The 18,261-nt window shown below is 70.2% G+C and carries 19 protein-coding genes and 2 tRNA genes; 14 read left to right on the forward strand and 7 right to left on the reverse strand.

From position 1 onward, the window contains the following. The first annotated feature begins 7 nt into the window (after positions 1 to 7). The 5 genes from gyrA to OG906_RS17670 all read left to right on the forward strand — a co-directional run bounded on the left by gyrA (position 8) and on the right by OG906_RS17670 (position 5,199). A complete protein-coding gene (gene gyrA, locus OG906_RS17650) occupies positions 8 to 2,620 on the forward strand; it encodes a DNA gyrase subunit A (RefSeq protein ID WP_329443946.1) in 2,613 nt (870 codons plus the stop codon). Positions 2,621 to 2,707: 87 nt separating this feature from the next. Further along, a complete protein-coding gene (locus OG906_RS17655) occupies positions 2,708 to 3,256 on the forward strand; it encodes a DUF3566 domain-containing protein (protein WP_443067396.1) in 549 nt (182 codons plus the stop codon). Positions 3,257 to 3,409: 153 nt separating this feature from the next. Next, positions 3,410 to 3,483: transfer RNA gene (locus OG906_RS17660), tRNA-Ile, on the forward strand. A 145-nt stretch (positions 3,484 to 3,628) separates the two neighbouring features. Next, on the forward strand, positions 3,629 to 3,763 hold the full coding sequence (locus OG906_RS17665) for a DLW-39 family protein (RefSeq protein WP_208809277.1): 135 nt from the start codon (positions 3,629 to 3,631) through the stop codon (positions 3,761 to 3,763). 122 nt (positions 3,764 to 3,885) lie between these two features. After that, positions 3,886 to 5,199 carry a hypothetical protein gene (locus OG906_RS17670; RefSeq protein WP_329443951.1) on the forward strand — a complete coding sequence of 438 codons (1,314 nt, stop codon included), beginning with the start codon at positions 3,886 to 3,888 and terminating at the stop codon, positions 5,197 to 5,199. A gap of 131 nt (positions 5,200 to 5,330) precedes the next feature. On the opposite strand, the gene OG906_RS17675 is transcribed toward OG906_RS17670, so the two are convergent. Both OG906_RS17675 and OG906_RS17680 read right to left on the reverse strand, forming a co-directional pair. Continuing rightward, positions 5,331 to 6,746 carry a serine/threonine-protein kinase gene (locus OG906_RS17675; RefSeq protein WP_329443953.1) on the reverse strand — a complete coding sequence of 472 codons (1,416 nt, stop codon included), beginning with the start codon at positions 6,744 to 6,746 and terminating at the stop codon, positions 5,331 to 5,333. 74 nt (positions 6,747 to 6,820) lie between these two features. Beyond that, positions 6,821 to 7,369, reverse strand: coding sequence for a helix-turn-helix domain-containing protein (locus OG906_RS17680; RefSeq protein ID WP_267826391.1), 549 nt, complete (start codon positions 7,367 to 7,369; stop codon positions 6,821 to 6,823). 160 nt (positions 7,370 to 7,529) lie between these two features. Here OG906_RS17680 and OG906_RS17685 point away from each other — a divergent pair. Next, positions 7,530 to 7,602: transfer RNA gene (locus OG906_RS17685), tRNA-Ala, on the forward strand. A gap of 282 nt (positions 7,603 to 7,884) precedes the next feature. On the opposite strand, the gene OG906_RS17690 is transcribed toward OG906_RS17685, so the two are convergent. From OG906_RS17690 to OG906_RS17700, 3 genes are all read right to left on the reverse strand, one after another. Beyond that, a complete protein-coding gene (locus OG906_RS17690) occupies positions 7,885 to 8,283 on the reverse strand; it encodes a hypothetical protein (protein ID WP_329443955.1) in 399 nt (132 codons plus the stop codon). A 281-nt stretch (positions 8,284 to 8,564) separates the two neighbouring features. Beyond that, complete coding sequence (locus tag OG906_RS17695; RefSeq protein WP_329443956.1) at positions 8,565 to 9,827, reverse strand: DNA sulfur modification protein DndB; 1,263 nt, start codon at positions 9,825 to 9,827, stop codon at positions 8,565 to 8,567. Between the two features lie 175 nt (positions 9,828 to 10,002). After that, the gene (locus OG906_RS17700) at positions 10,003 to 11,457 is read right to left on the reverse strand and encodes an MFS transporter (protein WP_329443959.1); all 1,455 of its coding nucleotides are present in this window, start codon (positions 11,455 to 11,457) and stop codon (positions 10,003 to 10,005) included. A gap of 186 nt (positions 11,458 to 11,643) precedes the next feature. Between OG906_RS17700 and OG906_RS17705 the strand changes: the two genes are divergently transcribed. Both OG906_RS17705 and OG906_RS17710 read left to right on the forward strand, forming a co-directional pair. Further along, the gene (locus OG906_RS17705) at positions 11,644 to 12,123 is read left to right on the forward strand and encodes a MarR family winged helix-turn-helix transcriptional regulator (protein ID WP_329443961.1); all 480 of its coding nucleotides are present in this window, start codon (positions 11,644 to 11,646) and stop codon (positions 12,121 to 12,123) included. A 127-nt stretch (positions 12,124 to 12,250) separates the two neighbouring features. After that, positions 12,251 to 12,739 (forward strand): LysM peptidoglycan-binding domain-containing protein, encoded by a 489-nt coding sequence (locus tag OG906_RS17710; protein WP_329443963.1) that lies wholly within the window; start codon positions 12,251 to 12,253, stop codon positions 12,737 to 12,739. Between the two features lie 107 nt (positions 12,740 to 12,846). On the opposite strand, the gene OG906_RS17715 is transcribed toward OG906_RS17710, so the two are convergent. Further along, a complete protein-coding gene (locus OG906_RS17715) occupies positions 12,847 to 13,536 on the reverse strand; it encodes a DUF5324 family protein (protein WP_267798998.1) in 690 nt (229 codons plus the stop codon). Between the two features lie 175 nt (positions 13,537 to 13,711). Between OG906_RS17715 and OG906_RS17720 the strand changes: the two genes are divergently transcribed. Together OG906_RS17720 and OG906_RS17725 are read left to right on the forward strand one after the other, a co-directional pair. Continuing rightward, the gene (locus OG906_RS17720) at positions 13,712 to 14,263 is read left to right on the forward strand and encodes a peptidylprolyl isomerase (RefSeq protein WP_329448053.1); all 552 of its coding nucleotides are present in this window, start codon (positions 13,712 to 13,714) and stop codon (positions 14,261 to 14,263) included. A gap of 186 nt (positions 14,264 to 14,449) precedes the next feature. Then, positions 14,450 to 15,331 (forward strand): rhomboid family intramembrane serine protease, encoded by an 882-nt coding sequence (locus OG906_RS17725; RefSeq protein ID WP_329443967.1) that lies wholly within the window; start codon positions 14,450 to 14,452, stop codon positions 15,329 to 15,331. Positions 15,332 to 15,483: 152 nt separating this feature from the next. Here OG906_RS17725 and crgA read toward each other — a convergent pair whose 3' ends face one another. Next, on the reverse strand, positions 15,484 to 15,738 hold the full coding sequence (crgA, locus tag OG906_RS17730; RefSeq protein ID WP_267798996.1) for a cell division protein CrgA: 255 nt from the start codon (positions 15,736 to 15,738) through the stop codon (positions 15,484 to 15,486). 91 nt (positions 15,739 to 15,829) lie between these two features. Between crgA and OG906_RS17735 the strand changes: the two genes are divergently transcribed. The 4 genes from OG906_RS17735 to OG906_RS17750 all read left to right on the forward strand — a co-directional run bounded on the left by OG906_RS17735 (position 15,830) and on the right by OG906_RS17750 (position 18,242). Then, positions 15,830 to 16,606: a DUF881 domain-containing protein gene (locus OG906_RS17735; protein ID WP_329443969.1), complete on the forward strand. Its 777-nt coding sequence runs from the start codon at positions 15,830 to 15,832 to the stop codon at positions 16,604 to 16,606. Beyond that, entirely contained in the window at positions 16,575 to 17,351 is a 777-nt protein-coding gene (locus tag OG906_RS17740; RefSeq protein WP_329443971.1) for a class E sortase, read from the forward strand. Before OG906_RS17735 ends, OG906_RS17740 begins: the two co-directional genes overlap by 32 nt. Positions 17,352 to 17,430: 79 nt before the next feature. Then, positions 17,431 to 17,607, forward strand: a complete 177-nt coding sequence (locus OG906_RS17745; protein WP_030011120.1) for a hypothetical protein — start codon at positions 17,431 to 17,433, stop codon at positions 17,605 to 17,607. After that, positions 17,604 to 18,242 carry an aminodeoxychorismate/anthranilate synthase component II gene (locus OG906_RS17750; protein WP_329443973.1) on the forward strand — a complete coding sequence of 213 codons (639 nt, stop codon included), beginning with the start codon at positions 17,604 to 17,606 and terminating at the stop codon, positions 18,240 to 18,242. Before OG906_RS17745 ends, OG906_RS17750 begins: the two co-directional genes overlap by 4 nt. Positions 18,243 to 18,261: the final 19 nt, after the last annotated feature.

Genomic DNA, 18,261 nt, shown 5'->3' on the forward strand with positions numbered 1-18,261 from the left:
ACCAGCAATGGCCGACGAAACCACCCCCACCGCGGAGAACCCCGCGGAGGAGCAGCCCGTCATGCGCATCGAGCCCGTCGGGCTCGAAACCGAGATGCAGCGCTCCTACCTCGACTACGCGATGTCCGTCATCGTCTCCCGCGCACTGCCCGACGTACGGGACGGCCTCAAGCCGGTCCACCGTCGTGTGCTGTACGCGATGTACGACGGCGGCTACCGGCCCGAGAAGGGCTTCTACAAGTGCGCCCGCGTCGTCGGTGACGTCATGGGCACCTACCACCCGCACGGCGACAGCTCGATCTACGACGCCCTGGTCCGTCTGGCCCAGCCGTGGTCGATGCGCATGCCGCTCGTGGACTCCAACGGCAACTTCGGCTCCCCGGGCAACGACCCGGCCGCCGCGATGCGCTACACCGAGTGCAAGCTGATGCCGCTGGCCATGGAGATGCTCCGGGACATCGACGAGGAGACCGTCGACTTCCAGGACAACTACGACGGCCGCAACCAGGAGCCGACGGTCCTGCCGGCGCGCTTCCCGAACCTCCTGGTCAACGGCTCGGCCGGCATCGCCGTCGGTATGGCCACCAACATCCCGCCGCACAACCTGCGCGAGGTCGCCGCCGGTGCCCAGTGGGCACTGGAGCACCCCGAGGCCTCCCACGAGGAGCTCCAGGACGCGCTCGTCGAGCGGATCAAGGGCCCGGACTTCCCGTCGGGCGCCCTCGTCGTGGGCCGCAAGGGCATCGAGGAGGCGTACCGGACCGGGCGCGGCTCCATCACGATGCGCGCGGTGGTCGAGGTCGAGGAGATCCAGAACCGCCAGTGCCTGGTGGTCACGGAGCTCCCGTACCAGACCAACCCCGACAACCTGGCGCAGAAGATCGCCGACCTGGTGAAGGACGGCAAGGTCGGCGGCATCGCCGACGTCCGCGACGAGACCTCCTCGCGGACCGGCCAGCGCCTGGTGATCGTCCTCAAGCGCGACGCCGTCGCCAAGGTCGTGCTGAACAACCTGTACAAGCACACCGACCTCCAGTCGAACTTCAGCGCCAACATGCTGGCGCTCGTCGACGGAGTGCCGCGCACCCTGTCGATCGACGCGTTCATCCGCCACTGGGTGACGCACCAGATCGAGGTCATCGTCCGGCGCACGCGCTTCCGCCTGCGCAAGGCGGAGGAGCGCGCCCACATCCTGCGCGGTCTGCTCAAGGCGCTGGACGCGATCGACGAGGTCATCGCCCTCATCCGGCGCAGCAACACGGTCGAGATCGCCCGTGAGGGCCTGATGGGCCTGCTGTCGATCGACGAGATCCAGGCGAACGCCATCCTGGAGATGCAGCTCCGCCGCTTGGCGGCCCTGGAGCGGCAGAAGATCGTCGCCGAACACGACGAGCTCCAGGCCAAGATCAACGAGTACAACGCGATCCTGGCCTCCGAGGAGCGCCAGCGTCAGATCGTCAGCGAGGAACTGGCGGCGATCGTCGAGAAGTTCGGCGACGACCGGCGTTCCAAGCTGGTCCCCTTCGACGGCGACATGTCCATGGAGGACCTGATCGCCGAAGAGGACATCGTCGTCACGATCACCCACGGCGGCTACGTCAAGCGGACCAAGACCGAGGACTACCGCTCGCAGAAGCGCGGCGGCAAGGGCGTGCGCGGCACGAAGCTGAAGCAGGACGACCTGGTCGACCACTTCTTCGTGTCCACCACGCACCACTGGCTGCTGTTCTTCACGAACAAGGGCCGCGTCTACCGCTCGAAGGCGTACGAGCTCCCGGACGCCGGCCGTGACGCGCGCGGGCAGCACGTGGCGAACCTGCTGGCCTTCCAGCCGGACGAGAAGATCGCCCAGATCCTCGCGATCCGCGACTACGAGGCGGCGCCCTACCTGATCCTGGCCACCAAGGGCGGCCTGGTGAAGAAGACGGCCCTCAAGGACTACGACTCGCCCCGTTCGGGTGGTGTAATCGCCATCAACCTCCGCGAGACGGAGGACGGCAGCGACGACGAGCTCATCGGCGCGGAGCTGGTGTCCGCCGACGACGACCTCCTGCTCATCAGCAAGAAGGCGCAGTCGATCCGCTTCACGGCGACGGACGACTCCTTGCGGCCCATGGGACGCGCGACGTCCGGCGTGAAGGGCATGAGTTTCCGAGGCGGGGACGAACTGCTCTCCATGAGCGTGGTGCGGCCGGGTACGTTCGTGTTCACCGCGACCGACGGCGGCTACGCCAAGCGGACGGCAGTGGACGAGTACCGCGTCCAGGGTCGTGGTGGACTGGGCATCAAGGCGGCGAAGATCGTGGAGGATCGCGGTTCGCTCGTCGGCGCGCTGGTGGTCGACGAAACGGACGAGATTCTCGCCATCACGCTCAGCGGTGGTGTGATTCGTACGCGAGTCAACGAAGTCAGGGAGACCGGCCGTGACACCATGGGCGTTCAGCTGATCAACCTGGGTAAGCGCGACGCCGTGGTCGGCATCGCGCGCAACGCGGAGGCCGGTCAGGAAGCTGACGAGGTCGACGAGATCGAGAACGAGATCGGGACCGAGGCGGCCGACGGACAGGCCGCCGAGGCCGCCGAGGGCACGCAGCCCTCGGCTGGGGAGCACGAGGAGTAAGTCGTGAGTGGAGCCGCGGGCGCCGGACCGGCCAAGACTGGAGCGAACGGTGCCCGTGGCCCCGCCGCGGACTCCCAGGGGGGAACCGTGACGGATACCCGAGGACCGCAGCCGAAGTCGCCGACGGACGCCGGTCAGAACCGGGGCGGTCAGCCCTACCAGCCCCCGCAGGCCTACTCGGCGCCCTCGGGCCCGGGGGCGGCGCGCGGGCGCCAGGGCGGGGACGCGCAGCGCCGGCCGCGCACCGGGGCCCGTACGGCTCCCCGGACGCGCAAGGCGCGACTGCGGGTGGCCAAGGCCGACCCGTGGTCGGTGATGAAGGTCAGTTTCCTGCTGTCGATCGCGCTGGGCGTCTGCACGGTCGTCGCGTCGGTGGTGCTGTGGATGGTCATGGACGCGATGGGCGTCTTCTCGACCGTCGGCGGCACGATCAGCGAGGCGACCGGCTCGAACGAGAGCAACGGGTTCGACCTCCAGTCGTTCCTCTCGCTGCCCCGCGTGCTGATCTTCAGCTCGGTGATCGCGGTCATCGACGTGGTGCTCATGACGGCGCTGGCGACGCTCGGCTCGTTCATCTACAACCTGTCGGCGGGCTTCGTCGGGGGCGTCGAGCTGACGCTGGCCGAGGACGAGTGACCGACCGGTTCGAGGGTCCGCCCACCGGCTGACTGACCTGCGGGGACGCCCAACCGGCGTCCCCCGGGTCGACCTCCGCGGGGCCCCCGGGAACGGATTTTGGACCTACCGGGTGTGTGCGCTAACCTTCAGGAGTCAGCGCGCAGCGCGGATGGGGCTATAGCTCAGTTGGTTAGAGCGCATCCCTGATAAGGATGAGGCCACAGGTTCAAATCCTGTTAGCCCCACAGTGTCGAAGACCCCCAGGCCCCCGGCCTGGGGGTCTTTGTCGTTGGGCCAGTTGAGGGGTTCCCAGATAACCGATCGGTATCGGTCGGTGTGTATTGTTGGGCGCCAGAAGTCCCCAACGTCAACGAAAGACGAGGTCGCGCGGTGAAGAAGCTGCTCCTGGTCGCACTGGCCGCCATCGGCGGGCTCCTCGTGTACCGCCAGATCCAGGCGGACCGTGCCGAGCAGGACCTGTGGACGGAGGCAACCGACTCCGTGCCTTCTGGTTCTGGCGTGTGAGACCCACGATTGATCCCATGAAGCCCCGGCTGCCGCTGCTGCCGGGGCTTTGTGCTGTTCTGTGACGAAAACTTGCGGTATGCAAAGATTTGGCTTGCGCTAGCAAACTCGGGGTGCGTGTGATGGATCGGGGACGTCAGGTACGGAGCGTCGTGCTGGCGGGGGCCGCCGGGCTGGGGCTCGTGGCGGCACTTCCGGGGGCCGCGTGGGCGGCGGGCCCGGCGCCGCAGCCGGTGCCGACGTACCGCGCGGCGGACGGGGCGAAGCAGGTGGAGGGCAGGCCCTCCACCGCGGACACCGCGCCGCTGGAGACCGGGACGGTCTACGAGGACACCATCGGCCCGGAGGAACGCTTCTACCAACTCCGGCTCGACGCCACGTCCGACGTGTACGTCTCCGCGGTGGTCCGGCCGCCCGCCGGCGCCAAGGTCGGCTACAGCGACGGCATCGAGGTCGAGATCATCTCCGGCGCGGGGACCCGCTGCCCCGGCTACGCGCGGGCCGGCTTCGGCGCCGACCCCGTCCCGGTGAGCGCGGCGGCCGTCCGGCGGGTCAAGGAGGACGGCGAGTGCCAGCCCGCCGCCACCTACTACGCGAAGGTCACGCGCACCGCGGCCAAGGACTCCGACCGGGGGCGGTGGCCGGTCGAACTCCTCGTCCTGCGCGAGCCGGCCCTGGGTGGCGGCTCCCCCACGGTCGCGCCCAGCGTCTGGCCCTCGGCCTCGCCCACCCTGCCCGGCGGCGCCTCGCTCGACCGGACCGGCGGCACCGGCTTCAACGACGCGCGCGCCCTCGGGACGGGGGTGTGGCGCGACGACCTGCGGCCCGGGCAGACCCGGTACTACCGCGTCCCGCTGGACTGGGGACACCAGTTGGGGATCGGCGCGGAGATCGCGGCCGCCCGGATGACGAAGGAGTACGGCTCGGCGTCCAACGGCCTCACGGTCTCGGTCTACAGCCCCTACCGGGCGCTGGTCGACTCCAAGGACGCCTCCTACGACGGCAAGCAGGCCGGTGTCACGCTGCCCAAGACGGCTCCGGTGGCGTACGAGAACCGTTTCTCCGACGACGCCGGGATGCGCGGGACGCGGGTGGCCGGCTGGTACTACGTCGCCGTGACGCTGGGCGGGAAGGTCGGGGAGTTCACCGAGGACGCCGTGCCGGTGCCGCTGACGCTGCGGATGGACGTCCTCGGCACCCCCGGGAAGGCGCCCGCGTACCGGGAGAGCCTGGGCGCGGCCGGGTTCGGGGTGGACGCAGCCGACCGCACCGCCGCCAAGGAGGGGCTCACCGGGCCGGAGGCCGCCGCGGCCGAGGACACCCGTTCGGTGATGCGGGCGGTGGCCACCGGAGGCTTCGGGGCGGGAACGGCGCTGCTGCTCGTGCTCGGCGGATGGATCCTGCTGTCCCGGCGGGGCGGGGCGGGACGCCCGTAGCTTCGGGGCGTTCGGGGCGTTCGGGGCCGTTCGGGCCGTTCGGGCCGTTCGGTGGGTTCGGTGCGTTCGGTGCGTTCGGTGCGTTCGGGGGGACGGAGGGGCGCGGGTGGGTGCGGGTGGGTGCGGGTGGGTCAGACGCGGGTCAACGCCCAGACGCCCACCGCGAAGCAGAGGAGCGCGGCGGCGAGGACGGCGGCCGTGACCTTCGCCGGGGGCGGGGGGATCCGGAAGGCGCGGGACGTCGCCGACACGGGCGCGGCCGGGTCGGTGGGTGTGGTCGCTGTGGTCGCTGTGGCCGGTGTGGTTGGTGAGGTCGCTGCGGGATGCGCCGGTGCCTCGGCGCCGAGCGGGGTGGTGACCGGCTCGGGCGCGGCCGGCGGGGGCAGGTGGAAACTGCCCGTCCCGGAGGGGCCGTACGCCGTCGGGGGCGGCCCGAACGCGTCGAGGGGCGCGCCGTACCCGGCGGGGGCCGGCGTCGGGGTGGGAGCGGGCGTCGGGGCGTGGGCGGGTGCGGCCGTGGCCGACGTCGGGGTCGGGCCCGGCGGCCGGACCGGCGGCGGGGGCAGGGCGCCCGCGCGCGGGTCCGTCGGCGTGGTCCCCGCGGGCCCCGGACGCGTGGGCGGGACCACGGAGGCGGTGGGCCCCTCGGGGGTCACCGCGGCGGTGTTCTGCGGGCCCTGGGGGCCGAAACCGGCCGGGAGCGGGCCGAGTTGGTCGAACACCTCCACCGGGTCCTCGTCCGGAGCTGCGGGCGGAAGGAGCTCCACGGCCTCGGCAAGGGCCTTGCGTGCCCCTGTGGCGGTCTTGAACCGGCTCTGGGGGTCCGGTTGGAGGAGGTTCGCGATGACGTCCCACAGGGGCGCGGGGACGCCTTCGGGGGCGTCGGGGGTGCCGTGCGCCAGGAAGTGCTCCACCAGGGCCTGGGCGTCGGGCTTGCGCCCCTGGAGCAGGTACAGGGCGACCAGGCCGGTGGCGAAGAAGTCGGCGGGGAAGTCGGGCTCCGCGCCGAGGAGTTGCTCCGGGGCGAAGTAACCCGGCGTACCGACGACGTAGTCGGTCTCGGTGAGCCGCGGCTCACCCTTGCGCATGGAGATGCCGAAGTCGGACAGCCGCAGGTGCGGCCGCCCGGTTCCGGTGGCCGCCATCAGTATGTTGGCCGGTTTGATGTCACGGTGGACGACGCCCTCCGCGTGCACCGCCGCCAGGCCCGCCAGGAGCTGGTCGAGGAGCGTGCACACGAACCGGGGCGGCAGGGCGCCGTAGTCCCCGATCACGTGGGCGAGCGAACCCCCGGCGACCAGGTCCATCGTGAACAGGACCTTGTCGTCGTCCGCCGCCCAGCTGGCCGGCGCGAGCACGTGCGGATGATCGATCCGCAGGGCCTGCTCGCGCACGAACCGCAGCAGGGTGTGGGCGTCGCTCTGCAGGAGGACCTTCGCGGCGACGTACCGACGACGACGGTGGTCCCAGGCGCGCCAGACGGCGCCCGCTCCACCTCGACCGATCGGGTCGATCAGTTCGTACCGGCCCGCGAAGACCTCACCCATCGCTGTGCCCGTCCCCCGTCGTCCTCTGTCGCCGTCGGCGTCCTCGTCGACCGTCGACCGTCGTCTGTCGTGACTCAGTTCTGGTGCGACTCGTAGTGCGCCACCGCGTCGGCGGTGCGACCCGCTCCGTACACCCGGAGGAACTCTGCCAGTTCCGGATGGCTGGGGGCGAGGGTCTCCGCCGCGTCGATGATGTCCCCGGCCGCCGAGACCGAGCGCAGCAGCGACTGGATCTCACGGACGACCCGCTTGACGGTGGGCGCGCCCGAACTGGACGTCGTCTGGCCGCTGTTGCTGAGGACGGATCCCCCCTGGGTCTTCTTGATCTCGTCCATCCGGTCGGTGGCCTCCGCCGCGCTGACGCTGCCGTCGGCCACCTGGCCGGCGAGGTCCTGGAGGGCCTGGACCCGCTGGACCACGGCCGGGTTGCCGATCTTGGCGCGCTGGCCGCTCATCAGCTGGGACAGCATCGGCGCCGAAAGCCCGAGGACGGCAGCGAGGCGAGCCTGGTTCAAGCCGAGGTCATCTATGAGTCGGCGGAAGAGCGCCCCCAACGGCTCCCCGTACCAACTGCGCTGAAGCTCTCTGGCTCTGGCCGTGGCCTCTTGCTGTACAGCGTCCACTCTTACTACTCCCCTTCGCTGGTGCGAACCTCGCGAGCATCTTACGGAGAGTGGTCGCGGGGCGGGAGTCCCTATCATTTTGCGGGATGAGGGGGTACACCCGGTACTCTGTTCTGCGGAACGACCACTCCTTCTCCGGGAGAGGCCGTGTCCACTTTTCGGGGCCTTAGCTCAGTTGGTAGAGCGCTGCCTTTGCAAGGCAGATGTCAGGAGTTCGAATCTCCTAGGCTCCACCCTCGAAAGACCTCCCTGAACTGCGGAAACGCAGATCGGGGAGGTCTTTTTTCGTGCCCTTGGTGGGGTGGGGTGGGTCGAGAGAGTGCGGTGGGGCCCGCCTGCCGGCGGGTGTGAGCCCGGCAGCGCCGACGGCTGTGCGTGATGCCGTGTACGGGCATCGGCGGGTTCGGGGCGGGCGCGGATCCGGAGCCCCGGACGGAGTTCTCGCGCCGGGCGGAGCCGGATGAGATGTCCGGATCGCGAGACGTCCGGGCCCTCGCGGAGCCCCGACGGTTCGATCAGTCGCCGTGGTGGTGTCGTGCGACGGCCTCGATCAGCAGCTTGTTCGCCTCACGGAGCGTGTTGGCCACGGGCATGAGCGCGATGGTGGCCTCGCTGCGGTGGCCGCCGGCGACGCCGATCAACTTCGACTCGTACTTGATCAGGGCGCGGACCTCGTGAGCCAGATGCGCGCGCAGCGCCGCCGGCGCCATGCGCTCGTGACCCTCGGCCTCCCGGACGAGTCGGCCCGCCTCTTCGATCGGGAGGGCAGCGCCCCGGTCGAGCGCCCGCTCGACATCTGCCGTGAAGGCGATGAGCGGGACCGAGTCCTCGCGGGCCTTCTTGTTCCGCCACAGCCGGATCGGTACCACGATGGCCGCCGCGACGCTCATCGCACTCAGAAGCAGACCGCCCATCGCGATCACCTCCATCACCTTGAACCCCCCATGTGATGCCCGATGCGTAGTCATCCGGCTGTTGAATGGCCATGTTTCAGGGGCAGTTGTGCACCTGGTGCGCCGTGATCACGGACGATACCCTAGGTGCGGGTGGATGGTCTGCTCATCTTATTAATGTGCCGAGAAACCCCCTAGCTGGGACTCAACTTGGTCATAGTCGTGGTTCATTACAACTACGGGGCCCCCGCAGTTGAGCTGCGGGGGCCCCGAAGGGAACTGCGGGAGCGGAGGTTTCCTGGTCAGGCGCCGGCGGGGCGGCCGTAACGGATCCACTGGAAGCGCGGCGAGGCCGGGTCTCCGAGCGCGGCGGCCGTCTTGGAGCCGTTGTCCTTGACGCCACCCGCCAGGGAGAAGCCGCCGGAGGCGGTTTCCTTTCCGGCGGTGCCCTCCCAGTACTTGGCGTTCCGGTCCCACTTCACGTCCGACAGCAGGCGCATGAAGTCGTCGGCGGTGAGGCTCCCGTCCGGGATGCTCCACGGCATCGCGCGGTGCGCGACGGAGCCGAGGGCGGCGAAGACGGCGGGCGAGGCGATCACGGTGTTGTTGCGGTCGATGAAGGCGGGGGAGAACGTCGCCAGGACGCGCGTCAGGACGTTGTGGATCTCCTCCGTGGCCGCCTCCCGGTTGCACCCCTCGGGCAGTTCGGAGATCGGACCGCTCGTCTTCTCGAAGCCCGCTCGGCCGAAGATCGTCGTGATGACGAAGGACCGGAGGGTCGACAGGGTCATCCACTCGGTGTCCGCCGTCTTCAGCTGCCGCTGCCGTACAGAGACCACGTCGCCGAGAGGGACGAGCTCACCCGAGCCCGAAGGGGCAGGCACCTGAACGGACTTGAGCAGGTCCAGGGTGATTCCTGTCGCGACGTTCGAGGAGTCGGAGCTGAGGGCCACATTCTTGTTCGGGACGACGCCGAGCAGATTGCGGTCGTGGAAGATCTGGCGTGCCGACAACAGATCGATGCCGTGGTAGATCTCGACGCCGACCAGGCGGGCATTGATCTGCTCCCCCGTCAGGCCGAACGACTCGGGGTCGTCGCGGAGGATCCAGTGCGCGAGGTGCTGGGTCTCGGCGTCCATCAGCACGCCGGTGATGTCGTACGGAAGGTAGGCGATCGTGTCGATGCCGAACGGGCTGCGGGCCTGGACGGTGTCGAGGTCCTTCTCGATCCAGAGAGCGAAGGGTGGAGTCGTCCAGCGTTCTCCGCGCTCGCCGAGCAGCCCGGCAGCCAGGTACTTCGCGTACTCCTTGGCGTTCTGCGCCTTCTTGGTGGATTTGATCGCACGCTGAACCTCGTTGCGCGCCTCGGCCTGCTTCCGCTCCGAGGCGGAGAGGTGGCGCAGGGCCTGAGGGATCTCGGCCCGGCGGGGGTCGGGGACGATCCGGGCGAGCTGGCCCCAGGGCATCGTCGTCATGAAGCGGGTCGGACTGAGCTCCAGAATGCGGATCGGGTCCCCTCGGCCTCGGTCGACCTCGGTCACGTACTCCGTCGGTTGGTTGGTCACCAGTGCCCCTGCCCCTGTAGCCCTGAAATGCCTCGTTGCTGCGTGAGGCCCTACCCAGCCGAGCATAACGAGCTGCGGGGGGCTCGCGGGGCAGGATTCTTGTCCCCGTAGCTAGGAGAAACCCGTGGTGGGCCGGGACGGTCGGCGCCACCACGGGAGGGATGCGTGCGCGGGGTCACCGGCTGCGGGTCCCGGGGGATCTCGGGAGGGTGGCGGTCAGGGCGAGGGACGTGAGGAGCAGGGCCGCGCCGGTGGCGAAGGCCAGGTGGTAGCCGCCGGTGAGGGCTGCGGCCGGGGTGTGGCCGGCCGCGGCCAGGGTCTCGGTGCGGGAGGCGGCGAGGGTGGACAGGACGGCGACGCCGAGGGCCATGCCGATCTGTTGGGTGGTGTTGAACAGCCCCGACGCGAGCCCCGCGTCCCCGTCCCCGGCGCCGGACATGCCGAGGGCGGTCAGGGCCGGCAGGACCAGGCCGCCGCCGGAGATCAGGAGCATCACCGGGAGCAGGTCGCTCACGTAGTCGGCGTCCACGGGCAGTCGGACGAGCAGGAGCAGGGCCAGGGCGAGCAGCGCGAGACCGGCCATGAGCACGTTGCGGGGCCCGAACCGGGAGTTGAGCCGGGCCGAGACGCCGAGTGAGACGGCGCCGATCATCACGGCGGCGGGGAGCATCGCGAGTCCGGTGTCGCAGGCCCCGTAGCCCAGGACCTTCTGCATGTGGAGGGCGATCAGGATCTGGAAGGAGAACAGGGCGCCCATGACGAGGATCTGGATCAGGTTGGCGCCGACCACGGCGCGGGAGCGCAGGACGCGCAACGGCATCAGCGGGGTGCGGGCCTTGGCCTGACGCAGGACGAAGGCGCCGAGGAGGGCCAGGGAGAGCGATCCCGCGCCGAGGGTGTGGGCGGAGGACCAGCCGTGTTCCTCCACCTTGACCACGGCGTAGATCCCGATCATCAGCCCGGCGGTGACCAGGGCGGCGCCGACGACGTCCGCTCCGGCGCGCAGGCCCAGACCGCGGTCGGCGGGGAGCGCGGGCAACGCGAGGAGCAGCGCGGCGAGTCCGACGGGCAGGTTGATGAAGAAGATCCAGTGCCAGTCGAGGGCGTCGGTCAGCACACCGCCGACGACCTGCCCCAGGGAGGCGCCGACGGCACCGGTGAAGGAGAAGACGGCGATGGCCTTGTTGCGTTCCCGGGCCTCGGTGAACAGCGTGATCAGGATGCCGAGGCTGACGGCCGAGGTCATCGCGCTGCCGACGCCCTGGAGGAAGCGGGCGGCCGTCAGCGTCACGGGGGAGTCGCAGACCCCGGCGAGCAGCGAGGCGGCGGTGAAGACGGTGGTGCCGACGAGAAACATCCGCTTGCGGCCGAGGAGGTCGCCGAGTCGGCCGGCGAGCAGCAGCAGGCTGCCGAAGGCGATCAGGTAGGCGTTCACGACCCAGCTGAGGCCCGCGGGGGTGAAGCCGAGGTCGCTCTGGATGGCGGGCATCGCGACGGTGACGATGCTGCCGTCGAGGACCGTCATCAGCATGCCGGTGGATATCACGGCGAGAGCGGTCCAGCGGGAGCGCAGACCCCGGGTGGGCGCGGGGGGTGTGGTGGGGGTGGTGGCGTCCGTGGGAGTGGGCATCGGGTCCTCCAGCTCGGGTCCGGCTCGCACCCGGGTCGCATCCGGTTCGCATCCGGCTCGGTTCGCATCCGGCTCGGTTCGCATCCGGCTCGGTGCGGGGCGTGTTGGTGCGTGGCGATGGTTGGACCGTAGCAGATGATTCCGTTGCAGACTATTTGCTTCGGACTGGATTGTTAGAGTGGATCCATGACTGCCATGGCGCCCACCCGGACCGAACCCGACCTCTCCTACCTCCTGGACCACACCAGTCACGTCCTGCGCACCCGCATGGCGGCGGCCCTCGGCGAGATCGGTCTGACCGCCCGCATGCACTGCGTCCTCGTGCACGCGGTGGGCGAGGAACGCACGCAGATCCAGCTCGCGGAGATCGGCGACATGGACAAGACGACGATGGTGGTGACCATCGACGCCCTGGAGAAGGCGGGCCTGGCGGAGCGGCGGCCGTCCACCAAGGACCGCAGGGCGCGGATCATCGCCGTCACCGAGCGGGGCGCGCAGGTCGCCGAGGAGAGCCAACGGATCGTCGACGGGGTGCACCGCGACGCGCTGGCCGCCCTGCCCGCGACCGCCCGCGACGCCCTGCTGCACGGACTGAAGCTGCTCGCCGACGGCCCCCTGAACGCTCCCTCCGACGGCCCCCGCCCGGCCCGCCGCGCCCGCCAGTAGACCGGTCCGCCCGGGCCCCGGGGTGTCCCCCGGACGGCCCAGTCACCCGGCCGGTCGGCGCCGGGTGACCGAGAGTGGAGGGAGGCACTGTGCCAGGGGGCGACACCACGCCGGAGGCGTACACACCATGGGAATCTTCGACTTCCTGAAGTCCGACAAGAAGAAGGCGCACGACGCCGCCGAGACGGCGAAGGAGCAGGTGGAGCAGCAGGCGGCGGCGAAGCCCGCCACCCCGGACGCGCCCAACGACCTCGGCGGGAAGTACACCGACGCCGCCGCGGCCACCAAGGCGGCCGCCGACCGGATGGCCGCCGCCGCTCCCCCGAAGCCCGCGCCGGCGCCGCCGAAGCCCCCCGCGCCCGGACCGGTGGCGCACCACACGCCCACCCCCGCGTCCGCCGCGCACAAGGCGGTCCCGTCGGCGCCCATGCCGAAGCCGGCGCCCGTCGCGAAGCGGATGTACACCGTCAAGTCCGGCGACTCGTTGTCCGCGATCGCCCGCCGCGAGCTCGGCAACGAGGCCCGTTGGCGCGAGCTCTACGCCATGAACCGGGGAGTCGTCGGCTCCAACCCCGACCTGATCCACCCGGGGATGGTGCTCACCCTCCCCAACTGACCGCGGGGTGACGGACAGGGCGAAGGGGCCCGGATCGGATCGATCCGGGCCCCTTCGCCCTGTCTTCCGTACGGCTCGCGGTCTTCCCGTACGGCTCGCGACTCCCGCTACTGCTGGTCGTCGCCGGCCGAGCGGGCCTCTTGCTCCTTGGCCGCCAGCTCGTCGTCAAAGCTCGCCGGAGCGGAGTCGCGGGCCGACAGCTCGGTGGCCGCCGGCGGTTCGACGAGCCAGTCAGGGTTGGACTGCCGGTCCCACCACTTCCAGGCCGCGTACGCCCCGCCGGCGACGACGCCGACCAGCAGAACGCCCTTGAAGACCCGGCCCGTGCGGGCCCGGCGCTTCTGGCGCCGCACCAGCTTGCGCACTTCCTCCGCCGACACCTGGCCGCGCAGGGCGGCGAAGGCGGCGGTCGACCGGGAAGCGGCCTCCTCGGCCACCGGCTGCGCCGCGGCGAGCGCGCTTTCGAGTCGCGGCTGGGTGTACTCGGCTGCCTGTCGCGCGGCTCGTCGGGTCTGCTTCACCGCCTTCGTCGCGGCCCGGTCCACGTTCGGCGGCACGTGGGAGCGCGCCGCCTTGATGTGGGGGTGCAGATGGGAGTCGTACGTCGTACGGGCGTGCCGGGCAGCCTCGCCGGCCGCGTACGAAATCTTGGGCGCCAGCAGCTCGTTCGCCTCTTGCGCATAGTGCACAGCGGCGTCCTTGGCGGTTCCTGCGTACGGCGCCACCACTTCCGCTGCGTGCCGCATGCTGTCCCTGGCGCTCTCGGCTGCCGCGTGCACGCTGTCCTTGCGGGTCACGGGGTTCCTCCTCCTCGGTGGCGGACACAGTTCACCTTTCCACCCTTTGTCGGATCATGCCTGCCTTACCGTCGACCGGCATGCGTGACAGGGCATCCGAGTGGAGGATTTCTGTGCGTGGAAGCACCCCGTGGGAGTATCTGTACCGACAGTGATGACTATGGAAGGCAGATCCGTGGCCGAGAAGCTCTACGCCACCCTGAAGACGAACCACGGCGACATCGAGATCGAGCTGCTGCCGAACTTCGCCCCCAAGACCGTGCGGAACTTCGTGGAGCTCGCCACCGGCGCCCGCGAGTGGACGCGGCCCACGGACGGCCAGAAGACCACGGACCCGCTGTACGACGGCACGGTCTTCCACCGGATCATCAGCGGATTCATGATCCAGGGCGGCGACCCGCTCGGCAACGGCACCGGTGGTCCCGGCTACCAGTTCGCGGACGAGTTCCACCCCGACCTGGCCTTCACCAAGCCGTACCTGGTCGCCATGGCCAACGCCGGCCCGGGCACCAACGGCTCGCAGTTCTTCATCACCGTCGCGCCGACCGCCTGGCTGACCCGCAAGCACACCATCTTCGGCGAGGTCACCGGCAAGGCCGGCCAGAAGATCGTGGACGCGATCGCCGGACTGCCGACCAACCCGCGCACCGAGCGCCCGCTGGACGACGTGATCCTCCAGTCCGTCGTGATCGAGAAGCGCGGAACGGGCGCCTTCGACAAGAGCTGAACGGTCGCCTCCGACACGAGCTGAACCCCAGGGCGCCCGAACCCCCGGGTGCTGCCTTCGAGCGGACTTTGCCGCGCCGATGCCCGGGAACCTTTTCGCCCCGCCCGTCCGTCCTGGATACATACCTGGACGCCTACCGGACCGGCGGGGTGGCACCCTCCGCCTCGCCGCCGATCGAGGGGACCGATGGACACCGACCGTCTGCCGGGCTGTTACCGCCACCCGGACCGAGGCACGGGCATCCGCTGCACGCGCTGCGAGCGTCCGATCTGTCCCGAGTGCATGATCAGCGCATCGGTGGGCTTCCAGTGCCCCGAATGCGTCCGGGAGGGCTCCGGCACGGGCCACCGTCCCACCGCGGACGCCCCGCGCACCGTCGCCGGCGGCGTGGTCGCCGCCGACCCGCACCTCGTCACCAAGATCCTCATCGGCGTCAACGTCGCCGTGTTCTTCGCGACCCTGCTGGCGCCGGCCATCGCTGTCCCCCTGGAACTGCTCGGCAGCTACGTCGACTACTGGGGCGGACCGCTCCACGGCGTCGCCAACGGCGAGTACCACCGCCTGTTGACCTCGGTGTTCCTGCACACCGAGTGGTGGCACATCATCGGCAACATGCTCGCCCTGTGGGTGATCGGCGGCCCTCTGGAAGCGGCCCTCGGCCGGGCCCGCTACCTGACCCTCTACCTGCTGTCGGGCCTGGGCGGCAGCGCCCTCGTCTACCTGCTGACCACGCCGTCCACCCCCACCCTCGGGGCGTCGGGCGCCATCTTCGGGCTGCTCGGCGCCACCGTCGTGCTGGCGCGGCGGCTGCGCTACGAGATGCGCCCGATCCTGATCATGGTCGGCCTGATGCTGTTGCTGACCTTCGTGCGGATCGGGAGCGTCGAGGTGTCCTGGCAGGCCCACATCGGCGGCCTGGTCACCGGTGCGTTGGTCGCACTGGGGATGCTCCTGCCCACCGCGGGCAGAAAGCGGGCGCTGATCCAGTGGGGGACGTGCGCGGCGGTGTTTCTCCTGGTCATCGGCCTGATTATGGTCCGTACGGCCGAACTGACCGCACTCACCTGATCACACCGGCGTCAACTCTCCACAGAGTTATCCACAGATCTTCTGTCTTTTCCTCAGGTGTGGATGACGCTGTGGATAACTCATGGGGAGAGCTTCCCTCGGCAGTCCCGCTGCGCTAAGCGCGCGGGACTACCCGCACGGCGTGGGGAGGGCTACTTCCACTGCGTGGAGACGCCGAACCCGGCCGCGATGAACCCGAATCCGACCACGATGTTCCAATTGCCCAGCGCCTCGATCGGCAGCTGGGTATCGGTCACGTAGAAGACGACGATCCAGGCCAGACCGATCAGGAAGAAGGCCAGCATGACCGGGGCCACCCAGCTCCGGTTCGTCAGCCTGATCGTCTGCGCCTGCCGCGTGGGCGGCGGGGTGTAGTCGTCCTTCTTGCGGATACGTGACTTCGGCACGAGGGGCTCTCCTGTCGATGCGCTGGGGACCTTGCCTGCCCCGGGCGTCCGTTAGCGTAGTGGACCTGTGGCGTTGAAGGAGAAGGCTACGTTGAGCAATTCCGACGACTCCTCCGCGGGTCCCCGTGGCCGGGCCAGGCCCGTCCGGTTGTTGACCGCTGCCGTTTTCGCCCTGGCCGGCCTCATCTTCGTCACCAGTTTCAACACGTCCAAGGGTACGAACATTCGCACGGACGGCTCACTCCTGAAGCTGTCCGACCTCATCCACGAGCGCAGCCAGGACAACGCGGAGCTGGAGCGGACCACCGCGGCCGTGCGCGACCAGGTGGACGCCCTCGCGGAGCGCGACGACGGGAGCACCAGGGCCGAGGACGCCAAGCTGGCCGCCCTGCGCACAGCCTCGGGCACCGAGGAGCTGTCCGGCAAGGGTCTGACGGTCACGCTCAACGACGCGCCGCCGAACGCCACGGCCCGCATCCCCAACGTTCCCGAACCGCAGCCCAACGACCTCGTCATCCACCAGCAGGACCTCCAGGCCGTGGTGAACGCGCTGTGGCTCGGCGGCGCCCAGGGCATCGAGGTCATGGACCAGCGGCTGATCGCCACCAGCGCCGTGCGCTGCGTGGGCAACACGCTGATCCTCCAGGGCCGGGTCTACTCGCCCCCCTACAAGGTGTCCGCGGTCGGCGACCCGCGCGCGTTGCGCAAGGCCCTGGCGGCCTCGCCCGCCCTGCAGAACTACCAGCTGTACGTGAACGCGTACGGGCTCGGCTGGAAAGTGGAGGAGCACAAGGAGCTGACACTCCCCGCCTACTCCGGCACAGTGGACCTCCACTATGCGAAGCCCGTGGAATCCGCCACGCCCTGACGTCGTACTGCGGCTGCTGGTACGGACGTTCAGCGAGGTGTGTCTGACCGTCGGCACGGTGATCGTGTTGTTCGTCGCGTACGTGCTCCTGTGGACCGGGGTCAAGGCCGACCGGGCCATGGACGCGGAGATGGCCCGGATGCGCGACCGCTGGGCCGCCCCCGCCCCCGCCCCCGCCCCCGCCGCCCACGCACCCGCACCCGCTCCGGCGCCGACGACCGCCGCCCCGAGTCCCTCGACGAGCCCCTCGACGCGGCCGGCACCCGCGCGGATCCCCGAGGGCCGGGCCTTCGCCGAGATGTACGTGCCCCGCTTCGGCCGGGACTGGAACAAGCCCGTGCTGGAGGGCACCGGCACCGAGCTGCTCAAGAAGGGCCTCGGCCACTACCCGGGCAGCGGCCGGCTCGGCGAGAGCGGGAACTTCGCGGTCGCCGGGCACCGGCGGACCTACGGGGACCCCTTCAAGGACATCCCCGAGCTGCGCCCGGGGGACGACGTGATCCTCAAGGACGCGACGACCTGGTACACGTACACCGTCCGGGCCGCGCCGCTGCGCACCCTGCCCGACGAGACCGGGGTGGTCGACGCGGTGCCCGCCCGCTCCCCCTTCACCACCCCCGGCCGCTACCTGACCCTGACCACCTGCGATCCGGAATGGGGCCACAGCCACCGGCTGATCGTCTGGGCCGAACTCACGGGCACCCGGGCAGCCGCCGAGGGCGAACCCGAGGGTTTGTCGAGCTGACCCCTGTCGTCGGGCCGCTGCCTTTAGTCTGTTGCGGTACCGCCCCCGCGGTGCGTGGGACGAAAGGGACGCGGACGGAATGTACGGCTGGATCTGGCGGCACCTGCCCGGCAACGCGTGGGTCCGCGCGCTGATCTCTCTCGTACTGGTCCTCGCGGTGGTCTTCGTGCTCTTCCAGTACGTCTTCCCCTGGGCCGAGCCGCTCCTTCCGTTCAACGATGTGACGGTGGACGAGGGATCGGGAGCCACTCCGTGAGCGCGCGCATTCTGGTTGTCGACAACTACGACAGCTTTGTCTTCAATCTGGTCCAGTACCTCTACCAGCTCGGCGCCGAATGCGAGGTGCTGCGCAACGACGAGGTCGAGCTCGCGCACGCGCAGGACGGCTTCGACGGGGTGCTCCTGTCGCCCGGACCCGGTACCCCCGAGGAGGCCGGCGTCTGCGTCGACATGGTGCGGCACTGCGCGGAGACCGGTGTGCCGGTCTTCGGCGTCTGCCTCGGCATGCAGTCCATGGCCGTCGCCTACGGAGGGGTCGTGGGCCGGGCGCCCGAGCTGCTGCACGGCAAGACCTCGCCCGTGACGCACGAGGGGCTCGGGGTCTTCGAGGGACTGCCCTCACCGTTCATCGCGACCCGCTACCACTCGCTCGCCGCCGAGCCGCTGACCCTGCCGGACGTGCTGGAGGTCACCGCGCGCACCGAGGACGGCATCATCATGGGGCTCCGGCACCGGGAGCACGACGTCGAGGGCGTCCAGTTCCACCCCGAGTCGGTCCTGACCGAGTGGGGCCACCGGATGCTCGCCAACTGGCTCGTGCGCTGCGGTGACACCGGGGCCGTCGGGCGTTCGGTGGGGCTGGCCCCGGTGGTGGGCAAGGCCGTCGCGTGACGGCGGTCGCGCCGTCCGT

Origin of the sequence: Streptomyces sp. NBC_01426 (assembly GCF_036231985.1) — a bacterium.
GTDB lineage: Bacteria > Actinomycetota > Actinomycetes > Streptomycetales > Streptomycetaceae > Streptomyces.

Excerpts from the sequence above, each read along its gene's own strand:
- OG906_RS17740 (WP_329443971.1), top strand. The coding sequence starts at position 16,575 with ATGCGAAGCCCGTGGAATCCGCCACGCCCTGACGTCGTACTGCGGCTG.
- OG906_RS17675 (WP_329443953.1), bottom strand. The coding sequence starts at position 6,746 with ATGGGTGAGGTCTTCGCGGGCCGGTACGAACTGATCGACCCGATCGGT.
- OG906_RS17725 (WP_329443967.1), top strand. The coding sequence starts at position 14,450 with ATGGACACCGACCGTCTGCCGGGCTGTTACCGCCACCCGGACCGAGGC.
- OG906_RS17710 (WP_329443963.1), top strand. The coding sequence starts at position 12,251 with ATGGGAATCTTCGACTTCCTGAAGTCCGACAAGAAGAAGGCGCACGAC.
- OG906_RS17745 (WP_030011120.1), top strand. The coding sequence starts at position 17,431 with ATGTACGGCTGGATCTGGCGGCACCTGCCCGGCAACGCGTGGGTCCGC.
- OG906_RS17705 (WP_329443961.1), top strand. The coding sequence starts at position 11,644 with ATGACTGCCATGGCGCCCACCCGGACCGAACCCGACCTCTCCTACCTC.
- OG906_RS17690 (WP_329443955.1), bottom strand. The coding sequence starts at position 8,283 with ATGGGCGGTCTGCTTCTGAGTGCGATGAGCGTCGCGGCGGCCATCGTG.
- OG906_RS17670 (WP_329443951.1), top strand. The coding sequence starts at position 3,886 with ATGGATCGGGGACGTCAGGTACGGAGCGTCGTGCTGGCGGGGGCCGCC.
- gyrA (WP_329443946.1), top strand. The coding sequence starts at position 8 with ATGGCCGACGAAACCACCCCCACCGCGGAGAACCCCGCGGAGGAGCAG.
- OG906_RS17700 (WP_329443959.1), bottom strand. The coding sequence starts at position 11,457 with ATGCCCACTCCCACGGACGCCACCACCCCCACCACACCCCCCGCGCCC.